Origin of the sequence: Salmonella sp. NW884, assembly GCF_051700745.1 — a bacterium.
In the GTDB taxonomy this organism is placed as follows: Bacteria; Pseudomonadota; Gammaproteobacteria; order Enterobacterales; family Enterobacteriaceae; genus Salmonella; species Salmonella enterica.
This window is the reverse complement of sequence record NZ_JAMMDE010000003.1, coordinates 470,072-489,286: the sequence shown is the minus strand read 5'-3', so window position 1 is coordinate 489,286 and position 19,215 is coordinate 470,072. Positions and strand designations below refer to the sequence as shown.

17 protein-coding genes are annotated in these 19,215 nt (G+C 54.0%); 8 read left to right on the top strand and 9 right to left on the bottom strand.

Annotation, left to right across the window (positions count from 1 at the left end):
• Positions 1–73 precede the first annotated feature (73 nt).
• Genes pxpA through ybgI form a run of 4 tightly spaced genes read right to left on the bottom strand, consistent with a single transcriptional unit; the run spans position 74 to position 3,139 of the window.
• Positions 74–808 (bottom strand): 5-oxoprolinase subunit PxpA, encoded by a 735-nt coding sequence (gene pxpA, locus NA197_RS10435; RefSeq protein WP_001017908.1) that lies wholly within the window; start codon positions 806–808, stop codon positions 74–76.
• Positions 798–1,730 carry a 5-oxoprolinase subunit PxpC gene (pxpC, locus tag NA197_RS10430; protein ID WP_000932044.1) on the bottom strand — a complete coding sequence of 311 codons (933 nt, stop codon included), beginning with the start codon at positions 1,728–1,730 and terminating at the stop codon, positions 798–800. The genes pxpA and pxpC overlap by 11 nt, the downstream gene beginning before the upstream one ends.
• Positions 1,724–2,380: a 5-oxoprolinase subunit PxpB gene (pxpB, locus tag NA197_RS10425; protein WP_001188371.1), complete on the bottom strand. Its 657-nt coding sequence runs from the start codon at positions 2,378–2,380 to the stop codon at positions 1,724–1,726. The genes pxpC and pxpB overlap by 7 nt, the downstream gene beginning before the upstream one ends.
• A 15-nt stretch (positions 2,381–2,395) precedes the next feature.
• Positions 2,396–3,139: a radiation resistance protein YbgI gene (ybgI, locus tag NA197_RS10420; protein ID WP_000798844.1), complete on the bottom strand. Its 744-nt coding sequence runs from the start codon at positions 3,137–3,139 to the stop codon at positions 2,396–2,398.
• Between the two features lie 328 nt (positions 3,140–3,467).
• Between ybgI and NA197_RS10415 the strand changes: the two genes are divergently transcribed.
• On the top strand, positions 3,468–4,949 hold the full coding sequence (locus NA197_RS10415; RefSeq protein ID WP_064043596.1) for an MFS transporter: 1,482 nt from the start codon (positions 3,468–3,470) through the stop codon (positions 4,947–4,949).
• Positions 4,950–4,987: 38 nt separating this feature from the next.
• Here the strand turns inward: NA197_RS10415 and phrB are convergent, their stop codons facing one another.
• The 5 genes from phrB to NA197_RS10390 all read right to left on the bottom strand — a co-directional run bounded on the left by phrB (position 4,988) and on the right by NA197_RS10390 (position 10,407).
• Positions 4,988–6,409, bottom strand: coding sequence for a deoxyribodipyrimidine photo-lyase (gene phrB / locus NA197_RS10410; protein WP_064043597.1), 1,422 nt, complete (start codon positions 6,407–6,409; stop codon positions 4,988–4,990).
• Between the two features lie 114 nt (positions 6,410–6,523).
• A complete protein-coding gene (locus tag NA197_RS10405) occupies positions 6,524–7,204 on the bottom strand; it encodes a DUF2931 family protein (RefSeq protein ID WP_438796687.1) in 681 nt (226 codons plus the stop codon).
• Positions 7,205–7,207: 3 nt separating this feature from the next.
• Positions 7,208–7,870 (bottom strand): DUF2931 family protein, encoded by a 663-nt coding sequence (locus NA197_RS10400; protein ID WP_064043599.1) that lies wholly within the window; start codon positions 7,868–7,870, stop codon positions 7,208–7,210.
• Entirely contained in the window at positions 7,867–9,861 is a 1,995-nt protein-coding gene (gene tssD / locus NA197_RS10395) for a type VI secretion system tube protein TssD (protein ID WP_064043600.1), read from the bottom strand. Before tssD ends, NA197_RS10400 begins: the two co-directional genes overlap by 4 nt.
• Positions 9,862–10,200: 339 nt before the next feature.
• Positions 10,201–10,407: a YbfA family protein gene (locus NA197_RS10390; RefSeq protein WP_000401433.1), complete on the bottom strand. Its 207-nt coding sequence runs from the start codon at positions 10,405–10,407 to the stop codon at positions 10,201–10,203.
• Between the two features lie 336 nt (positions 10,408–10,743).
• Between NA197_RS10390 and kdpF the strand changes: the two genes are divergently transcribed.
• The 7 genes from kdpF to speFL all read left to right on the top strand — a co-directional run bounded on the left by kdpF (position 10,744) and on the right by speFL (position 18,911).
• Positions 10,744–10,833, top strand: coding sequence for a K(+)-transporting ATPase subunit F (gene kdpF / locus NA197_RS10385; RefSeq protein WP_001670793.1), 90 nt, complete (start codon positions 10,744–10,746; stop codon positions 10,831–10,833).
• Positions 10,833–12,512: a potassium-transporting ATPase subunit KdpA gene (gene kdpA, locus NA197_RS10380; protein ID WP_079849400.1), complete on the top strand. Its 1,680-nt coding sequence runs from the start codon at positions 10,833–10,835 to the stop codon at positions 12,510–12,512. Before kdpF ends, kdpA begins: the two co-directional genes overlap by 1 nt.
• Positions 12,513–12,532: 20 nt before the next feature.
• Positions 12,533–14,581: a potassium-transporting ATPase subunit KdpB gene (gene kdpB / locus NA197_RS10375; RefSeq protein ID WP_000088026.1), complete on the top strand. Its 2,049-nt coding sequence runs from the start codon at positions 12,533–12,535 to the stop codon at positions 14,579–14,581.
• An 8-nt stretch (positions 14,582–14,589) separates the two neighbouring features.
• Positions 14,590–15,174, top strand: a complete 585-nt coding sequence (gene kdpC / locus NA197_RS10370; protein WP_024137244.1) for a potassium-transporting ATPase subunit KdpC — start codon at positions 14,590–14,592, stop codon at positions 15,172–15,174.
• Positions 15,171–17,855: a two-component system sensor histidine kinase KdpD gene (gene kdpD, locus NA197_RS10365; RefSeq protein WP_438796686.1), complete on the top strand. Its 2,685-nt coding sequence runs from the start codon at positions 15,171–15,173 to the stop codon at positions 17,853–17,855. Before kdpC ends, kdpD begins: the two co-directional genes overlap by 4 nt.
• Positions 17,852–18,529, top strand: a complete 678-nt coding sequence (kdpE, locus tag NA197_RS10360; protein ID WP_000186053.1) for a two-component system response regulator KdpE — start codon at positions 17,852–17,854, stop codon at positions 18,527–18,529. The genes kdpD and kdpE overlap by 4 nt, the downstream gene beginning before the upstream one ends.
• Positions 18,530–18,806: 277 nt before the next feature.
• Positions 18,807–18,911, top strand: coding sequence for a leader peptide SpeFL (gene speFL, locus NA197_RS10355; RefSeq protein WP_015632840.1), 105 nt, complete (start codon positions 18,807–18,809; stop codon positions 18,909–18,911).
• Positions 18,912–19,215: the final 304 nt, after the last annotated feature.

Sequence of the window (19,215 nt, the reverse complement as noted above, 5' to 3'; positions counted from 1 at the left end):
CTTCCTGACATTAAGAGAACAGAACACGATAATTTTTAGCAGCCGTAATATAATAGCTTCAATCGTCGGGCTCTCAGGCAATAACGTGTATATTACGCGCATTGAACGCGGCGCGTAACCTGCGAGCGAATGCAAGCGCATACTCGCCGTCGCCATGAATGCACACCGTTTGCGCCGTAACAGTCGTCCACACACCAATAACGCTTTTCACTCTCCCGGCTTGTACCATATCCAGCGTTTGCGCCAGCGCCTGCTCTTCGTCGTGAATCAGCGCGCCAGGTTGCATGCGCGGCACCAGGCTACCGTCGGCCTGATAGCCGCGATCGGCAAACACCTCCTGCCGCGTCACCAGGCGATGGCGCTCACCGGCCCGGATCAGCTCACTTCCCGCTAGTCCAACCAGTATCAGTGACGGATCATAGTCGTGTACCGCTTTCGCAATCGCCTGTGCCAGATGAGGATCTTTCGCCGCCTGGTTATAGAGCATACCGTGCGGTTTGACATGGCGCATTACGCCGCCTTGCGCCTGAACAATCGCCCCCAGCGCGCCGATTTGGTACAGCGTCTGGGCGTATACCGTTTCCGGCGGCAAAACCATCGCCGTCCGCCCAAAATTATCCCGATCCGGAAAGCTGGGATGCGCGCCGATCGCCACGCCGTTTTTCAGCGCCTCGCGCACACAGGTCAGCATGGTTTGCGCATCACCGGCGTGAAAACCACAGGCGATATTGGCGGAGGAGACCAGCGTTAATAATTCGCTGTCGCTGGCGCAACCTTCGCCCAAATCCGCATTTAAATCAATGTTCATGCTGAAGTCGCCAGGTAAGCTGTTCCAGATAGCGCTGACGCTCGCGGCGCGCGTTGAGCGCCTCCTCCAGCGAACATTGCACAAAATGGATCGGTTGCCCTAGCGGGATCTGCGCCAGATGGTACATATCTGCCTCGATGATGCAGGCAATGCGCGGATAGCCGCCAGTTGTCTGGGCATCATTCATTAACACAATAGGTTGGCCGTTGTAAGGCACCTGCACGACACCGGGCAGCAAACCGTGCGACAGCAGTTCGCGATCCGTTGTCCGCGTTAACGATTGTCCCTGCAAACGATAGCCCATGCGATTACTTTGCGGACTGAGCTGCCATGGCGAACGCCAGAACGCTTCTTGCGAGGCGCGATCGAATTCACGGTATTCCGGCCCCGGCAGCGCACGGATGCGATTCCCCCACAGTAACTGCTTCACGCCCTGCGGCCCGCTAAACTGTCGCGATGGTTTACCCGTCGCCAACCGATCGCCATCTTTTAGCAGCCGTCCTTCCAGCCCACCGATACCGGACTTCAGATCGGTACTACACGATCCCATCACCTCCGGCACAGCAATACCGCCAGCCACCGCCAGATAGCTACGCATCCCGTGAAGCGGTCGATGCAGCGTAAGACGTTGACCCGCTTTTACCGGCAATCGCCAGCCTGTCCAGACCGGTTGATCATCCAACTGCGCTTCGCAGCCTGCGCCGGTAAGAGCGAACCAGGTCTCATTTTCAAATTCGACAACCAGTTGACCGAGAGTGATTTCCAGCGCTGGGGCATTCGCATCGTTCCCGACCAGGAGATTAGCGGTCTGAAAGGCGGGTTTATCCAGCGCGCCACAGTGACTCAGCCCCGACTGACGAAAGCCGTGACGCCCGCTATCCTGCACGGAGGTATAAATCCCCGCGCGAATAATATTCAGCATATTCCCTCCTTTTGCGGCACAAAGCGTACGCTATCGCCAGGGCGTAGCAGAACCGGAGGCTCCCGCATCGGATCGAATAACTTCAACGGCGTGAGGCCGATCAGCTGCCAGCCGCCCGGCGTGGATAATGGATAAATACCCGTCTGCGCGCCGCCGATGCCGACAGAACCGGCCGGAACCTGCAGGCGCGGCTCCGCACGTCTGGGCATATGGAGCGGTTCTGGTAAATTCCCAAGATAGGGAAAGCCAGGCTGAAAGCCTAAAAACCAGACGACATACTCAACGGAGGCATGTAGCTCCACGACCTGCTTTTCACTCAAACCGCTGTGCCGTGCCACCGCCGCCAGATCCGGCCCGCCTGCGCCGCCATAGATCACCGGGATCTCAACCGAACGCGAGTCCGGCTCCAGCGCCTCGCTCTCTTCCCACCAGCGCTGCAGACGCTCAATCGCATCCAGCGCCAGGGTTTGCGGTTCCCGCAAGATCACGGTGATATTGTTCATCCCGGGAATGGCTTCCACCACGTTCGGCATATCGACCAGACGCTGCGTCAGACGCCAGATGCGTTTCTGGCTCGCCAGCGTAATCGGCGGTTCAAGTTCCAGGACGACCGCCGTTTCGCCTAACAGATAACAACGCGCTCGCTGCACTTTATTACCTCTCAGTTATGCCGGGTTAGGGATATCAATAAACGTCACATCCAACGCCGTGTTTTCGTTCAACCATTCGCTCAGGGCGCGAATACCGCCGCGTTCAGTGGCATGGTGCCCGGCGGCATAAAAATGCAGCCCCTGTTCGCGCGCGGAATGAATGGTCTGTTCAGACACCTCACCGGTAATAAAAGCATCCACGCCGAAGCGGGCGGCGCTATCAATGAAACTTTGTCCGCCGCCGGTACACCAGGCGACACGCTGCACATTCTCTGGCCCGGTATCGCCGCACCATAGCGGTTTACGCCCCAGACGCGCTTCAATCCATGAGGCCAGTTCCAGCCCTGGCACCGGCATTGAGAGTTCTCCCCACGGCACCAGCGGCTCAATTTCTCCTTTCACGGTAATGCCCAATAGCGCCGCCAACTGCGCATTATTGCCCAGCTCAGGGTGCGCATCCAGCGGCAGATGCCAACCGTAAAGGTTAATATCATTTGCCAGTAACGTTTTTAAGCGACGGCGTTTCATCCCGCGAATAACCGGAGACTCGCCTTTCCAGAAGTAACCATGATGAACAATGACCGCATCGGCCTGCAAACGCACCGCCTCATCGAGCAGCGCCTGACTTGCGGTCACGCCGGTAACGATTTTCTGTACCGTCTCTTTTCCTTCGACCTGTAAACCATTCGGCGCATAATCGCTTATTGCCGCACTGTTCAGCTTGTCGTTAATCAGTTGTTCCAGCTCGGTGTTTTTCATCATCGCTCCCTTTAACCCACGTTCTACTTTCCCGTTACGGGTTCAGCCTCCGTTAACATAGCCTCCCGTTAGCCGTTCGTCGATAAACATTTGTTTGACACATCAAGAAACAATCACCCCCGGATTTGGCGCAAATTACTTAGCAAAACACGATCGGTTTCATGTATATTTATGCAATCAGAACGCATATTGCAGAAAAAATCAGTTCTGTATCATGTTGGTAACTTTAAGGAAACACGGCGATACGGCAGGCTTAATAAGCCCACAAAGAAAGGCATTATCTGAGAATGCCGCTTTCTTGCCGCAGCGTCTCTATCCCGGAAATACGATGAATAAACAAGCATCTCAACCCCGCGCTATTTACTACGTTGTCGCCCTGCAAATTTGGGAGTACTTCAGCTTTTATGGTATGCGCGCCCTACTGATTCTTTATCTCACCAATCAGCTAAAATACGACGATAACCACGCCTATGAGTTATTCAGCGCTTATTGTTCGCTGGTCTACGTAACGCCGATTCTTGGCGGCTATCTGGCGGATAAGGTGCTTGGCAACCGAATGGCAGTCATGCTGGGCGCATTTTTAATGGCTATAGGTCATTTAGTGCTGGGCGCCAGTGAGATCGCGCCGACATTCCTTTATCTGTCGCTGGCGATCATTGTCTGCGGCTACGGCCTGTTTAAATCGAATATTAGCTGCCTGCTGGGCGAACTGTACCAGCCGGAAGATCCGCGCCGCGACGGCGGGTTCTCGCTGCTTTACGCAGCGGGCAATATTGGTTCGATCGTGGCGCCTATCGCCTGCGGCTATGTGCAAGAGGAGTACAGTTGGGCGATGGGCTTTGCGCTCGCCGCCATTGGTATGCTGGCGGGGCTGGTGATCTTCCTGTGTGGAAATCGTCATTTCACCCACACCACCGGCGTGAATAAAGCCGTGTTGTGCGCCAGAAACTACCTGCTGCCGAACTGGGGCTGGCTGTTAATTCTGCTGGTAGCGGCGCCGTTGCTGATTACCGTTCTGTTCTGGAAAGAATGGTCTGTCTATGCCTTAATCGTGGCGACCGCGATCGGCCTGGTCGTGCTGGCAAAAATTTATCGCCAGGCGCAAACGGCCAAACAGCGCAAAGAACTGGGGCTGATTGTCACCCTGACCCTGTTCAGTATGCTGTTCTGGGCGTTTGCCCAGCAGGACGGCAGTTCTATCAGCCTGTATATCGACCGCTTTGTGAACCGCGATATTCTGGGCTATTCCGTTCCTACCGCCATGTTCCAGTCGGTGAACGCCTTTGCCGTGATGCTGTGTGGGGTCGTCCTGGCCTGGCTGGTTAAAGAGAGCGTAAGCGGTAATCGCACCGTGCGTATCTGGGGCAAATTCGCGCTGGGTCTCGGTCTGATGAGCGCCGGATTCTGTATTCTGACCCTGAGCGCACGCTGGTCCGCCGCTTACGGACACTCTTCAATGCCGCTAATGGTGCTGGGACTGGCGGTGATGGGCTTTGCCGAGCTATTTATCGACCCGGTCGCCATGTCGCAAATTACGCGCATTGATATCCCCGGCGTCACCGGCGTATTAACCGGAATTTATATGCTGCTGTCCGGCGCGATAGCTAACTATCTGGCAGGCGTCATCGCTGACCAGACCTCGCAAAGCGCCTTCGACGCCAGCGGCGCGGTTAATTACGCCATCAACGCCTATGTGGATGTTTTTGAACAGATCACCTGGGGCGCGTTAGCCTGCGTAGGGGTTGTCCTGCTGATTTGGCTGTATCAGTCCTTCAAATTCAAAAGCCGCGCGCTGGCCGTCGAATCCTGATAGCAGAAGGCCCGATAGTTTGCGCTACCGGGCCTGTATCACGCCCCTTTTCTCGCCGCCTCATAGGCGGAAAGCGTCGCGATTCTCGCCTGTTTGTGTTCCACAATAGGCCGAGGATAATCAAGCACGACTCCCGCTTTTTCCGCCCACCGCCACGGCTCGTGAATCGCTTTTCCAGGGATATCGCGTAATGCCGGTAGCCACTGGCGGATAAATTCGCCGTCGCGATCGAACCTCTCTCCCTGAGTCGTGGGATTAAAAATACGAAAATAAGGCGCGGCGTCAGTACCGGTTGAGGCGGCCCACTGCCAGCCGCCATTATTGGCGGCAAGATCGCCGTCAATAAGCTGCGACATGAAATAGCGCTCCCCCAACCGCCAGTCAATCAACAGATCTTTTACCAGAAAGCTGGCGGTAATCATGCGTAAACGGTTATGCATCCAGCCCGTCGCGTTAAGCTGGCGCATCGCCGCATCGACAATGGGATAACCGGTTTCGCCTTTCTGCCATGCCTGAAAATAGTGCGGGTTCTCCTGCCACGCGACGCGTTTTGTCCAGCGGATAAACGGCTGGTGTTTGCATAATGCCGGATACCAGGTCATTAAATGACGGTAAAATTCCCGCCAGATGAGCTCATTCAACCAGACGCTTCCCGGTCCGCCGTCCAGCGCCTGCGGCTGCTCCGCCAGTAATCGGTGCAGGCACTGTCGCGGCGACAGGCCGCCCGTCGCCAGGCTGGCGGAAAGCCGACTGGTGCCTTCAACCGCAGGGAAATCCCGCTGTGACTCATACCCGTCTGCGCCCTGCGCGCAAAACTGACGTAGCTGCGCGATGACCGCGTTTTCTTCCACCGGGAAAAGCGCAGCGTCAAACGCCTGTTGCGGGTAGTTAAGCGAGACTGGCGTTAAGGGTGTAGAAAGCGCGCCGCTCACCCGGATCTTCGGGGCCGGAACGCACGGCGGGATATCCTCTTTTAGCCGTTTCAACCAGGCGTTTTTAAACGGCGTAAAAACTTTATACATTTCATGATTGCCGGTCATCACCGCGCCGGGCGCCAGAATCACGCTATCGTCAAAGCCTTCGCAGATGACAGAGGGCAGCATTTTTTCCACCGCCGCATCACGCTGACGCTCGTTAAACTCATACTGATAGTTATAAAACAGATGGCTGACGTCATGCTGTCGGCAAACGTTTTTGACCGTTTCAATACTGGCGTTAAAATCCGCCACTTCATGAAACAGCAGCGGAATGCCTTTCTCTGCAAGGGCCGCCTGTAGCGCATTGAGCTGCGCGCTGATGAATGCCGCCTGCCGCGGCGCCATATCATGGGCCTGCCACTGCGCGGGGGTGGAAATATAAAGCGCCAGCACCCGCGCGGATGCATCGCGGCAGGCGGCGGCCAGCGCAAGGTTATCCTGTAAACGCAGATCGCGCCTGAACCAGACTAAATGGGTGGGCATACAACTCCTGAAAGATGAAACGTCACGGCGAATAGCGTTAAACAGTGTAGACCCTGGCGCATAAAAAAACCGCCAGCGTGGCGGCTGACGGTTTTTTCGGATGCCCCATTCCCCTTACCAGTTACCGTAAGGGTATTTTTTATCTTTGATAAAATCTTCGGTTTCTTTTATATATTTATATCCACGGCTAAATCTGGTTACCCCCTTGCACATCGCCAGTTTTTCACCGGATACCGTCTCGACCACGATATCTTTGTCCTCCGTTAATCGCGTATTGGGCTTTTTAGTGTTCTCCAGCCAGACTCGCACCCTGCCTTCCGGCGCCAGACCAATTAGCAGATAACGGCGGTACTCCTGTACGCCAGCGTCCCATGGCGACGGGTAAGGGGTCAGCATCATTTCCCAGACCGGATAACCAAACGTTATCCACGTCTCATACACTTTTTTATCGATTATCGAATCCCAGCAGAAATGCATAGCCTGGGGAGGATTTTTGGCCTTATTGAAATCTGAATGGATACCCATCACCTCTTCATTCCATTTTCCAACACTGGCTGAACTGGCGTTTGTGCTTCCCAGCATCCTGTACCGATACAGTATTCCATCCGTGTCCAGCAACTCCACATAAGTCACATCTGCTGGCAACGCATTTGGATAGAAAAAATTGAAATACCACTCATCATAGGGAGCAAGTAGCGAGGTCAGCTTTTTATCCGCCGCCTGAACGGGTATTTCTGCGCACAGCAAAAGCGTCAACATCAGTATGGTCGTCACGCCGGATTGTATTTTCATCATCGCTTACCAGTTACCGTAAGGGTATTTTTTATCTTTGATAAAATTAAGGATGTAATCGTTATACCCACCGCTAAAACTATGGTTGGTAATTTTTTTGCACATCACCAGTTTTTCACCGGATACCGTCTCAACCACGATATCTTTGTCCTCCGTTAATCGCGTATTGGGCTTGCCATTATTTACCAGCCAGACTCGCACCCTGCCTTCCGGCGCCAGACCGATTACCAGATAACGGTGATACTCCTGTACGCCGGCATCCCATGGCGACGGGTAAGGGGTCAGCATCATTTCCCAGACCGGATAACCAAACGTTATCCACGTCTCATACACTTTTTTATCGATTATCGAATCCCAGCAGAAATGCATAGCCTGGGGAGGATTTTTGGCCTTATTGAAATCTGAATGGATACCCATCACCTCTTCATTCCATTTTCCAACACTGGCTGAACTGGCGTTTGTGCTTCCCAGCATCCTGTACCGATACAGTATTCCATCCGTGTCCAGCAACTCCACATAAGTCACATCTGCTGGCAACGCATTTGGATAGAAAAAATTGAAATACCACTCATCATAGGGAGCAAGTAGCGAAGTTAACTCTTTACTGGTTGCGGTAACCGACAGCCCCAGCAAAACGCCCAGCAGTAACAACCTGAAATTAGGCGTCATTTTTGAGGATTCCCTGCCATGTCATAAACGGTCCGGGTCCAGTTTTCATCCGGCCGGTTAACAAAACTAAATGTCTCAGAAGACGAAACCGCAGAGGAAATATTATTTTTCAGATGATAATCAACGGCATTCCAGTTGGCCGAACAGTGAATATACTTGCCGATAGTGTTCAACTCATCTGAAGAAAACTGAAGCGAATTGGCCCCATTAAAGGCATTTTTTGCTTGTGATATGGCTTTCTGGCATATCGCATCCAGTTCCGTCGGCCAGGAATAATCATTATTCTCCTGCATAGCATCAAACACAACGCCAGCCTCTTTGGCGACCTCATACATCACCCTGAGGGCAACTTTAGACCAGTCATTGCTGACAATTCGCTGGAAGGTGACCGCAGCGGCTACGCGCTTTTTCGCATTGCCAAGGTGATCCGGCGACACCTTTTCATCCGTATTGGTCTCGACCTTCATAACGCCTGACGGCAACATGGGCGCCAGCACAAAGTAATACGGCAAAGTGTCTGCCTGCTGGACCGCCTTCTGATAGACGCGGGTCGCCTCTGTCGGCACGTCGGCTAATACGGTTTCAACAGCGGGCCGACTCAAAAAAAGATATTCCTCTTCCTGCGGGTTATATCCCCCGCCAATATCGGCATGAGCCCCCGGCAAGCTTAATTCAGGCCATTGCGCTTTGATGCTATTGAGGCAAAAGTTATAACGGCACTCGTGCATCGCCGTCAGATGAAAAACCTGTTTTGCCACCCCCGGCGGTAAACCTATTTTAACCGCCAGATTATTACCGTCATGGGGGTCAAGACCGTCCAGCATTCCCCCCACGGCGGTGACGGTGTCGAAAAGGCCTAAAAATTGCACCTCACCTGCCGGTTTCCCCAAGTATTCAACGGGCTGAAAAGCGGTCGCGATCGTCCTGACCAACACAGGATCTTGCTCAAAGACGCGGTTGGTAAAGTGGCGGGCGGCTGCGGCGCCGCGGCTGAACCCAAAGACATCAAACTGCAAACCCGCGATCGTAATGTCTTTGCCCTGAAGAGCGCCAGTTACTTCCGTCAGTATCCTGCGCAGTTGGATCATCGCGCGATCGGTTTTGGCGATAACCCCGGTATCGTTGTTTCCCAGCCCCATCCCCCACAGAGAATCGGCTTTGTTATTCTCGGTGCCAATACCTTCGATATAAATTTTTTTCTGAATATGCACTAATTCATCATCTATTTTTACATCTATATGATACAACTTATTCAACCAGTAAATATTCGTATAATAATTCAGATAACTACCTGCTTCCGTTCCGTCAAAGCCCGTTTTCTTTATACAACGCTGGTTAAACTCCGTTAACGTCCGCGCATCAAGGCCATAGTTTTCTGGATTGCATTTCTGCATCCGTAAATTCGTGTTGAGCAGGTTGTTCCCCGTACCGTCAAAGAAGACGCCAATGGTTAAGACAATTTCTCGTTTTTTTGCAGGGATATCAGGTGGTTCAACCACGGGAAGGGTTGCCGGAAAAAGTCGATTGTAGTTTTCTGGCGTTAACAGGACACTGTATTCCGTATTGGCTATCAGATGTTTTGAGCGAATATAATCATAATGTATTGTGATAAGTTCTTCAGGTATCCCCTCTGTTTGGGAATGCATTGAGTATGTTGTAATACCCGCTCCACGAACCTCAATATGATAATACTTCTCCCACCTTCCCCAGCGGTTAATACGATAAAAGCTAAAATCCAGAGAGCAACGCTCATTGTTATTTATTGCCTGGGCAAACAGCGGCGAGCTTTTATCAATCGGCTTACAAAAGCGAATCCCATGATCGTTGACGCCGTCCACAGTACTGCTGACCAGCGCCTGCAGGCTAAAAACAAAAATTTCATTTTCATGTCCGGTCTGGTAACGATTACCGACAGAGGGTTCACTGCCGCAGCCTTCGGATATCATCCCCTGACGTTCGCCGACTATTTTTAAATAAATAATATCGCTCATATATATTTATCACTTCTATATTTCATGCGGATATTGCAAATAAAAATATAAACAACATAGATAAATTTTATTTGCCAATAAAAGCGTATTTTTCAAAGAATTGTCGAATTAGTTTCCCGGCATGATAATGCTGGCAAACTTTATATGTGCTTTAAATATTTTGAGTTGCAGGATAAAGCGCCAACACCTTTAACAAAGCAAAGCATTGGTCCTGAAATTTACGCTGTCTTTTCCCACCATATCAAATCTCTGCTGCGGTATTTGAACCTGAGATCGCCGGATTGCTCATAGACAAAAACCGCCAGCGTGGCGGCTGACGGTTTTTCAGGCTGGTCGCGATTAATAAAAGTCGCAGGTGGCTTTTTCAGCCTGCGCCATCCATACCGGTTTATCACTGGTTTTCGACCAGACACGGTGCAGATAACTATAAAAACGCGCGCGGTCTTTCCAGAAGAGCATCACCGGCAACGCCAGCACGCCTGCGATCACCGCGAAAGCACGACGGGCAAAAATGACATGCGCCGGATAGTCTTTATAGTGTTCCATACGTTTCCCCCCTTTATACCGACGCTACCCGCCCCGGTATAGATTGAATCGGTGAATAGCACCGAAAAATTGAACCTCGTTACCTGATTAAAATAGTACCGCTTTCGGTGTAATTTTACTACTCATCCGACCACTTATTTTCACGCTTTTCCAGCAGATTTACATTCAAAGCGTAAATTAGTTACAAAAAGGTTAAATTAATACTAACCATTAGTTAAATAATGGTCTTTGCCATTTTTATACTTTTTTTACACTCCGCCCGCCAATTTTTGCGAAATCTTTGCAGCCAAAAAATTACCTTTCTCAGGAGTAAAACAATGCCACTGGAGGTGCTCTGTGAGTGCAGGCGTGATAACCGGCATCGTGCTGGTTTTCTTACTTTTAGGTTATCTGGTCTATGCCCTGATTAATGCGGAGGCGTTCTGATGGCCGCGCAAGGATTTTTACTGATCGCCAGTTTTTTACTGATTTTATTGGTACTGGCGAAACCACTGGGTTCGGGCCTGGCAAGGCTCATCGCCGCCGTTCCGTTGCCGGGCGTGGCTGGCATTGAGCGTATCCTCTGGCGGACTCTTGGCATTACCGACCACGAAATGAACTGGCGTCAGTATTTACTGGCGCTACTGACGCTCAATCTGCTGGGACTGGGCATCCTGTTTTGCCTGCTGTTCTGGCAGGAGTGGCTGCCCTTAAATCCGCAGCGGCTACCGGGGCTGTCCTGGGATCTGGCGCTGAATACCGCCGTCAGCTTTGTCACCAATACCAACTGGCAAGCCTACAGCGGCGAAAGCACGCTGAGCTACTTTAGCCAGATGGCCGGGCTGACGGTGCAAAATTTCCTGTCGGCGGCGACCGGGATTGCGGTGGTTTTTGCGCTTATCCGCGCCTTTACGCGCCAGAATGTGCACACGCTGGGTAATGCCTGGCAGGATCTGGTACGCATTACGCTATGGATATTATTTCCTGTCGCGTTAATTATCGCGCTGTTTTTTATCCAACAAGGCGTACCGCAAAACCTGTCGGCTTATCAGCCCATCACCACCCTTGAAGGCGCTAAACAACTCTTGCCGATGGGGCCGGTTGCTTCGCAGGAGGCGATCAAAATGCTTGGCACCAACGGCGGCGGTTTCTTTAACGCCAACTCTTCGCATCCGTTCGAAAACCCCACCGCGCTCACTAATCTGGCGCAGATGCTGGCGATATTTTTGATTCCAGCCGCGCTCTGTTTCGCCTTTGGCGAAGCGGCGGGCGATCGCCGTCAGGGACGCGCGCTACTGTGGGCGATGTCATGCATTTTTGTGGTCTGCGTAGCGGTAGTGATGTGGGCGGAAGTTCAGGGAAATCCACATCTGTTAGCGGCAGGCGCGGACAGTAGCGTCAACATGGAGGGTAAAGAAACACGCTTTGGCGTGCTGGCCAGCAGCCTGTTTGCCGTCGTCACGACCGCGGCGTCCTGCGGGGCGGTAAATGCCATGCACGACTCGTTTACCGCCCTGGGCGGTATGGTGCCGATGTGGCTGATGCAAATTGGCGAAGTGGTCTTTGGCGGCGTCGGTTCAGGGCTGTACGGCATGTTGCTGTTTGTCCTGCTGGCGGTGTTTATCGCGGGGCTGATGATCGGTCGCACGCCGGAGTATCTGGGGAAAAAAATCGACGTGCGCGAAATGAAAATGACCGCGCTGGCGATTCTGGTCACGCCGATGCTGGTCTTGTTGGGTTCGGCGCTGGCGATGATGACGGATGCCGGACGCAGCGCAATGCTGAACCCTGGCCCGCACGGTTTTAGCGAAGTGCTATATGCCGTCTCCTCTGCCGCCAACAACAACGGTAGCGCCTTTGCGGGTCTGAGCGCTAACTCGCCTTTCTGGAACTGTTTGCTGGCGTTCTGCATGTTCGTCGGCCGTTTCGGCGTGATTATTCCTGTCATGGCCATCGCCGGATCGCTGGTCAGTAAAAAAGTACAGCCGGCCAGTCAGGGAACGCTGGCGACCCACGGCGCGCTATTTATTGGACTGCTCATCGGCACGGTACTGCTGGTCGGCGCGCTGACGTTTATTCCTGCCCTGGCGCTTGGCCCGGTAGCGGAACATTTCTCTTTACCTTGAGCGATGCGGAGTACATTGATATGAGTCGCAAGCAACTGGCGCTGTTTGAACCTGTTTTACTCGTACAGGCGCTAACGGATGCCGTAAAAAAATTAAGCCCACGCGCCCAGTGGCGTAACCCGGTGATGTTTGTGGTCTGGGCCGGCAGCGTGCTAACCACTCTGTTAACGCTCGCTATGGTAACAGGACAAATAGCGGGAAGCGCCCTGTTTACAGGGATTATCAGTCTGTGGTTATGGTTCACCGTACTGTTCGCCAATTTTGCCGAAGCGCTGGCGGAAGGCCGCAGCAAAGCCCAGGCAAACAGTCTGAAAGGGGTGAAAAAGACCGCGTTCGCTCGCCGCCTGCGCGCCCCGCGCCATGATGCGCAGGCCGATAACGTGCCCGCCGCTGAACTGCGAAAAGGCGACATTGTCCTGGTCAAAGCGGGCGATATTATTCCCTGCGACGGCGAGGTGATCGAAGGCGGCGCGTCGGTGGATGAAAGTGCGATTACCGGCGAATCCGCCCCGGTGATCCGCGAGTCCGGCGGCGATTTCGCCTCTGTCACCGGCGGCACGCGAATTCTTTCCGACTGGCTGGTGATTGCCTGTAGCGTCAATCCTGGCGAAACCTTTCTTGACCGGATGATCGCGATGGTGGAAGGCGCGCAGCGGCGGAAAACGCCTAACGAGATTGCCCTGACGATTTTGCTCATCGCCCTGACCATTGTCTTTTTACTGGCGACCGCCACCCTGTGGCCCTTCTCCGCCTGGGGCGGTAACGCAGTCAGCGTCACCGTGTTAGTGGCGTTGCTGGTGTGCCTGATCCCCACCACCATCGGCGGGCTACTCTCCGCCATTGGCGTAGCCGGAATGAGCCGAATGTTGGGCGCGAACGTCATCGCCACCAGCGGCCGCGCCGTAGAAGCCGCGGGCGATGTCGACGTGCTGCTGCTGGATAAAACCGGCACTATCACGCTCGGCAACCGCCAGGCGTCCGATTTTATACCCGCCCGAGGGGTGGACGAACGCACGCTGGCTGACGCCGCGCAGCTCGCTTCGCTGGCCGACGAAACGCCGGAAGGCCGCAGCATTGTGATCCTCGCCAAACAGCGCTTTAACCTGCGTGAACGCGATGTGCAGTCGCTTCATGCCACCTTTGTTCCGTTTACCGCGCAAAGCCGCATGAGCGGGATTAATATCGATAACCGGATGATCCGTAAAGGCTCGGTGGACGCGATTCGGCGTCATGTCGAGAGCAATGGCGGTCATTTTCCCGCCGATGTCGAGCAAAACGTCGAGAACGTGGCGCGTCTGGGCGCGACGCCGCTGGTGGTCGTGGAAGGCGCACGCGTACTGGGTGTTATCGCCCTCAAGGATATCGTTAAAGGCGGCATTAAAGAACGTTTCGCCCAGCTGCGAAAGATGGGTATTAAAACGGTGATGATCACTGGCGATAACCGCCTGACGGCGGCAGCGATTGCCGCCGAAGCCGGTGTGGACGATTTTCTTGCCGAAGCCACGCCGGAAGCCAAGCTGGCGCTGATCCGTCAATATCAGGCGGAAGGACGGCTGGTCGCCATGACCGGCGACGGCACTAACGATGCCCCGGCGCTGGCGCAGGCTGACGTCGCGGTGGCGATGAACTCCGGCACCCAGGCGGCGAAAGAAGCCGGTAATATGGTGGATCTGGACTCTAACCCGACCAAGTTGATTGAAGTGGTGCATATCGGTAAGCAGATGCTGATGACGCGCGGCTCGCTCACCACCTTCAGTATCGCGAATGATGTAGCGAAATATTTCGCCATTATTCCCGCCGCGTTTGCCGCTACCTATCCGCAGCTAAACGCGCTCAACGTGATGGGGCTGCATTCGCCGAACTCCGCCATTCTGAGCGCGGTGATCTTTAACGCCCTGATTATTATTTTTCTGATCCCGCTGGCATTAAAAGGCGTGAGTTATAAGCCGCTTTCCGCATCGGCCATGCTGCGCCGTAATTTATGGATCTATGGTCTGGGTGGTCTGGTGGTGCCGTTTATTGGTATCAAAGTGATTGATGTGCTGCTGACCCTGCTGGGTCTGGCGTGAGGTGTATGATGATCGGTTTACGTCCTGCTTTTTCGACAATGTTATTTCTGCTGTTATTGACCGGCGGCGTGTATCCGCTTCTGACCACGGCGCTGGGGCAGTGGTGGTTTCCCTGGCAGGCTAATGGCTCGCTGATTCATAAAGACAATGTGATACGCGGCTCAGCGCTTATCGGACAATCGTTTACCGCCGCGGGCTATTTTCATGGCCGGCCCTCCGCCACCGCCGATACGCCTTATAATCCACTGGCGTCGGGCGGAAGCAACCTGGCCGCCAGCAATCCCGAACTGGATGCGCAAATACAGGCCCGCGTCGCCTCGCTACGCGCCGCTAACCCCCAGGCGAGTTCCGCGGTTCCGGTTGAGCTGGCGACGGCCTCGGCAAGCGGGCTGGATAATAATCTGACGCCCGGCGCCGCGGCATGGCAAATCCCCCGCGTGGCGGCGGCTCGCCAGCTTCCCGTTGAACAGGTCGCGCAACTGGTTGCAGAATATACGCACAGGCCGCTGGCGCGCTTTCTTGGGCAACCGGTGGTGAATATTGTTGAGCTTAATCTGGCGCTGGATGCGCTACAGGGACACAGAGCGAAATGAACGACGAACCCTTGCGTCCTGATCCGGATCGCTTGTTGGAACAAACGCCCCCGCCCCACCGGGGGAAGTTGAAAATTTTCTTCGGCGCCTGCGCAGGCGTCGGAAAAACCTGGGCGATGCTGGCGCAAGCGCAGCGGCTGCGAGCGCAGGGGCTGGATGTGGTGATCGGCGTGGTAGAGACGCATGGCCGTAAAGAGACCGCCGCGCTACTTGACGGGCTGACCATTCTGCCGCCAAAACGTCACTCGCACCGGGGGCGGCAAATTCGCGAATTTGACCTGGATGCCGCCCTCGCCCGGCGTCCGGCGCTGATTTTAATGGATGAGCTGGCGCACAGTAACGCGCCTGGCTCACGCCATCCTAAGCGCTGGCAGGATATTGAAGAGCTGCTGGAAGCGGGAATCGACGTTTTCACCACCGTGAACGTACAACATCTGGAAAGTCTGAACGATGTGGTGAGCGGCGTCACGGGGATTCAGGTGCGCGAAACCGTCCCCGATCCCTTTTTTGATGCCGCCGATGAAGTCGTACTGGTCGATCTGCCGCCCGACGATCTGCGCCAACGGCTCAACGAAGGTAAAGTGTATATCGCCGGCCAGGCGGAACGCGCTATTGAACATTTTTTCCGCAAGGGCAATCTGATCGCCCTCCGCGAGCTGGCGCTACGCCGGACAGCCGATCGCGTGGACGATCAGATGCGCGCCTGGCGCGCGCATCCGGGCGAAGAAAAAGTATGGCATACCCGCGATGCGATTTTACTGTGTATCGGGCATAACACCGGCAGCGAAAAACTGGTGCGTACCGCGGCGCGTCTGGCCTCCCGGCTCGGCAGCGTCTGGCACGCCGTCTATGTCGAAACGCCAACGTTACACCGCTTACCGGAAAAACAACGGCGGGCTATTTTAAGCGCGCTGCGCCTGGCGCAGGAGCTTGGCGCGGAAACCGCCACCCTGTCCGATCCCGCCGAAGAGAAAGCGGTCGTGCGCTATGCCCGCGAGCACAATCTGGGGAAAATCGTCATGGGCCGCCCGGCGTCGCGACGCTGGTGGCGACGTGACGCTTTCGCCGATCGTCTTGCCAGACGCGCGCCGGATCTCGATCAGGTGATCGTCGCGCTGGAAGAACCGCCTGCCCGCGCGTTGGCGCAAACGCCTGATAACCGACCTTTTAAAGAGAAATGGCGTGGGCAGATTCAGGGCTGTCTGGTCGCCGTGGCGCTTTGCGCCATCACCACGCTTATCGCTATGCAGTGGCTTGTCACCTTCGACGCCGCCAATCTGGTGATGCTCTATTTGCTGGGCGTAGTGGTGATTGCGCTGCTTTACGGACGCTGGCCGTCGGTGGTAGCGACGGTGATTAACGTGGCGAGTTTCGATCTCTTTTTTATCGCGCCACGCGGTACGCTCGCCGTTTCGGACGTGCAGTATTTGCTGACCTTTGCCGTGATGCTGACGGTTGGTCTGGTGATTGGCAATCTTACTGCCGGGGTGCGCTATCAGGCGCGCGTCGCCCGTTATCGGGAACAGCGTACCCGTCATTTATATGAAATGTCTAAAGCGCTGGCCGTCGGGCGTAGCGAACATGATATCGCCGCGACCAGCGAGCGGTTTATCGCCTCGACGTTTCAGGCGCGCAGCCAAATTTTATTACCTGATACTAACGGTAAGTTGCTGCCTCTCACCCACCAGCAAGGCATGAGGCCGTGGGACGACGCAATTGCGCGCTGGAGTTTTGATAAAGGCCAGCCTGCCGGCGCAGGCACCGATACCCTCCCTGGCGTGCCTTATCAAATCCTGCCGCTGAAAAGCGCCGATAAAACGTACGGTCTGGCTATCGTCGAACCGGGTAATTTGCGTCAGTTAATGGTGCCGGAGCAGCAACGCCTGCTGGAAACATTTACTCTGCTTGTCGCCAACGCGCTGGAACGACTGACGCTGACCGCCAGCGAAGAACAGGCGCGTCTCGCCAGCGAGCGCGAAAGTATTCGCAACGCTCTGCTGGCGGCGCTGTCGCATGATTTACGCACGCCGCTGACGGTATTGTTCGGCCAGGCGGAAATTTTGACGCTGGATTTAGCCAGCGCAGGATCGCCCCACGCGCGTCAGGCCAGTGAAATCCGCCAGCATATTCTCAACACCACCCGGCTGGTGAATAATTTGCTGGATATGGCGCGTATTCAGTCCGGCGGGTTTAATCTTAAAAAAGAGTGGCTGACGCTGGAAGAGGTCGTCGGTAGCGCGTTACAGATGTTAGAGCCGGGTTTATTGCATCCGATTACATTGTCGCTGCCGCAACAGTTAACGCTTATCCATGTCGATGGCCCCTTATTTGAGCGCGTCCTGATCAACTTGCTGGAAAACGCCGTTAAGTACGCCGGGCCGCAGGCCAGTATCGGCATTGATGCTGCGGTTAAGGACGATCGTTTACAACTGGATGTCTGGGATAACGGGCCGGGTATTCCTGCGGGGCAAGAACAGAAGATTTTCGATAAATTCGCCCGCGGCAACAAAGAGTCCGCCGTCCCCGGCGTGGGGCTGGGGCTGGCGATTTGCCATGCTATCGTAGAGGTACACGGCGGCACGCTTACCGCCTATAATCGACCGCAGGGCGGCGCCTGTTTCCGTGTGACGCTGCCGCAAGGAAAGCCACCTGGACTTGATGATTTTCATGAGGATATGTGACAAACGTTCTGATTGTTGAAGATGAACAGGCCATCCGCCGCTTTCTGCGCGCCGCGCTGGAAGGCGACGGCCTGCGCGTGTATGAAGCTGAAACATTACAACGTGGTTTACTGGAAGCCGCCACGCGAAAGCCCGATCTGATTATTCTCGATCTCGGCCTGCCGGACGGCGACGGAATCGATTTTATTCGCGACCTGCGTCAGTGGAGCGCAATACCGGTGATTGTCCTTTCCGCCCGCAGCGAAGAAAGCGATAAGATTGCCGCGCTTGACGCCGGAGCTGATGATTACCTGAGCAAGCCATTCGGCATTGGCGAGCTGCAGGCGCGTTTGCGTGTCGCGCTGCGACGGCACGCCGCCAGCCCTTGCGCCGATCCGATCGTCCGCTTTTCCGGCGTGACGGTCGATCTCGCCGCACGGTTGATCCACCGTGGCGACGAAGAAATCCATCTGACGCCGATTGAGTTCCGCCTGCTGGCGGTATTACTCAATAATGCCGGCAAGGTATTAACCCAACGGCAGTTATTAAACCAGGTCTGGGGCCCTAACGCCGTGGAGCATAGCCACTATTTGCGCATCTATATGGGACATTTACGCCAGAAACTGGAACAAGATCCCACCCGCCCACGCCATTTTATTACCGAAACCGGAATTGGCTATCGCTTTATGCCGTGAATAGCTATTCATTATTTTTAAATAACTTCTAATTTTTATGTCATTTATTTTCGGCGTCGCGAATAATTATTTTCGCGGCGATATTATATTTTATAGAGGATATAAAAAACATATAATTAACATTTAAGAAACAATCCGTTATTTCACAGCACGATATGCATAATCGCCGACTAATTATTTTTCAAATGATCGTTTTTTGTTGATCTGGTTCACAGATTGCTGGCGCTTCCTGGATAAAATATCCATGCTTTCAATAAATCAATGAAAGGATCTCAAAATGGAAAATAATAATCGTTTTATGCCCCATATAAGGCGGACAACGCATATTATGATGTTTGCCCACCGTAATAGTTTCGACTTTCATTTCTTTAATGCCCGGTAGTTTTTCTGCTACGGGTACTTCAGCATACAGGTCTTTCCGACCCTTATGTCATTCAGGTCTATTGCCTAAATAACTCGAATTGTTAAAAGCGACAGTACGGTAATTCCTTTACGCGCAGCCAGCTAACTATGTGGTTTGACAGAAGAAATTCCGACTCAGCGCAATTTTAGTTATCACGGTTTCTGCCTGTATATCGTAGTACTCAACTCCTTAAATCCTGAATTTCCTGCAACCGGACGGGTTGGGATTTATTACATCTAAAATAAAGCTAATTTACTGATTTTTTTATCAGCGGGATAGCTTT

Coding starts and splice junctions, on each gene's coding strand:
- speFL (WP_015632840.1), top strand. CDS start 18,807: ATGGAAAATAATAATCGTTTTATGCCCCATATAAGGCGGACAACGCAT.
- pxpA (WP_001017908.1), bottom strand. CDS start 808: ATGAACATTGATTTAAATGCGGATTTGGGCGAAGGTTGCGCCAGCGAC.
- ybgI (WP_000798844.1), bottom strand. CDS start 3,139: ATGAAAAACACCGAGCTGGAACAACTGATTAACGACAAGCTGAACAGT.
- NA197_RS10405 (WP_438796687.1), bottom strand. CDS start 7,204: ATGATGAAAATACAATCCGGCGTGACGACCATACTGATGTTGACGCTT.
- pxpC (WP_000932044.1), bottom strand. CDS start 1,730: ATGCTGAATATTATTCGCGCGGGGATTTATACCTCCGTGCAGGATAGC.
- NA197_RS10390 (WP_000401433.1), bottom strand. CDS start 10,407: ATGGAACACTATAAAGACTATCCGGCGCATGTCATTTTTGCCCGTCGT.
- kdpD (WP_438796686.1), top strand. CDS start 15,171: ATGAACGACGAACCCTTGCGTCCTGATCCGGATCGCTTGTTGGAACAA.
- kdpA (WP_079849400.1), top strand. CDS start 10,833: ATGGCCGCGCAAGGATTTTTACTGATCGCCAGTTTTTTACTGATTTTA.
- kdpC (WP_024137244.1), top strand. CDS start 14,590: ATGATCGGTTTACGTCCTGCTTTTTCGACAATGTTATTTCTGCTGTTA.
- tssD (WP_064043600.1), bottom strand. CDS start 9,861: ATGAGCGATATTATTTATTTAAAAATAGTCGGCGAACGTCAGGGGATG.
- kdpB (WP_000088026.1), top strand. CDS start 12,533: ATGAGTCGCAAGCAACTGGCGCTGTTTGAACCTGTTTTACTCGTACAG.
- NA197_RS10415 (WP_064043596.1), top strand. CDS start 3,468: ATGAATAAACAAGCATCTCAACCCCGCGCTATTTACTACGTTGTCGCC.
- phrB (WP_064043597.1), bottom strand. CDS start 6,409: ATGCCCACCCATTTAGTCTGGTTCAGGCGCGATCTGCGTTTACAGGAT.
- NA197_RS10400 (WP_064043599.1), bottom strand. CDS start 7,870: ATGACGCCTAATTTCAGGTTGTTACTGCTGGGCGTTTTGCTGGGGCTG.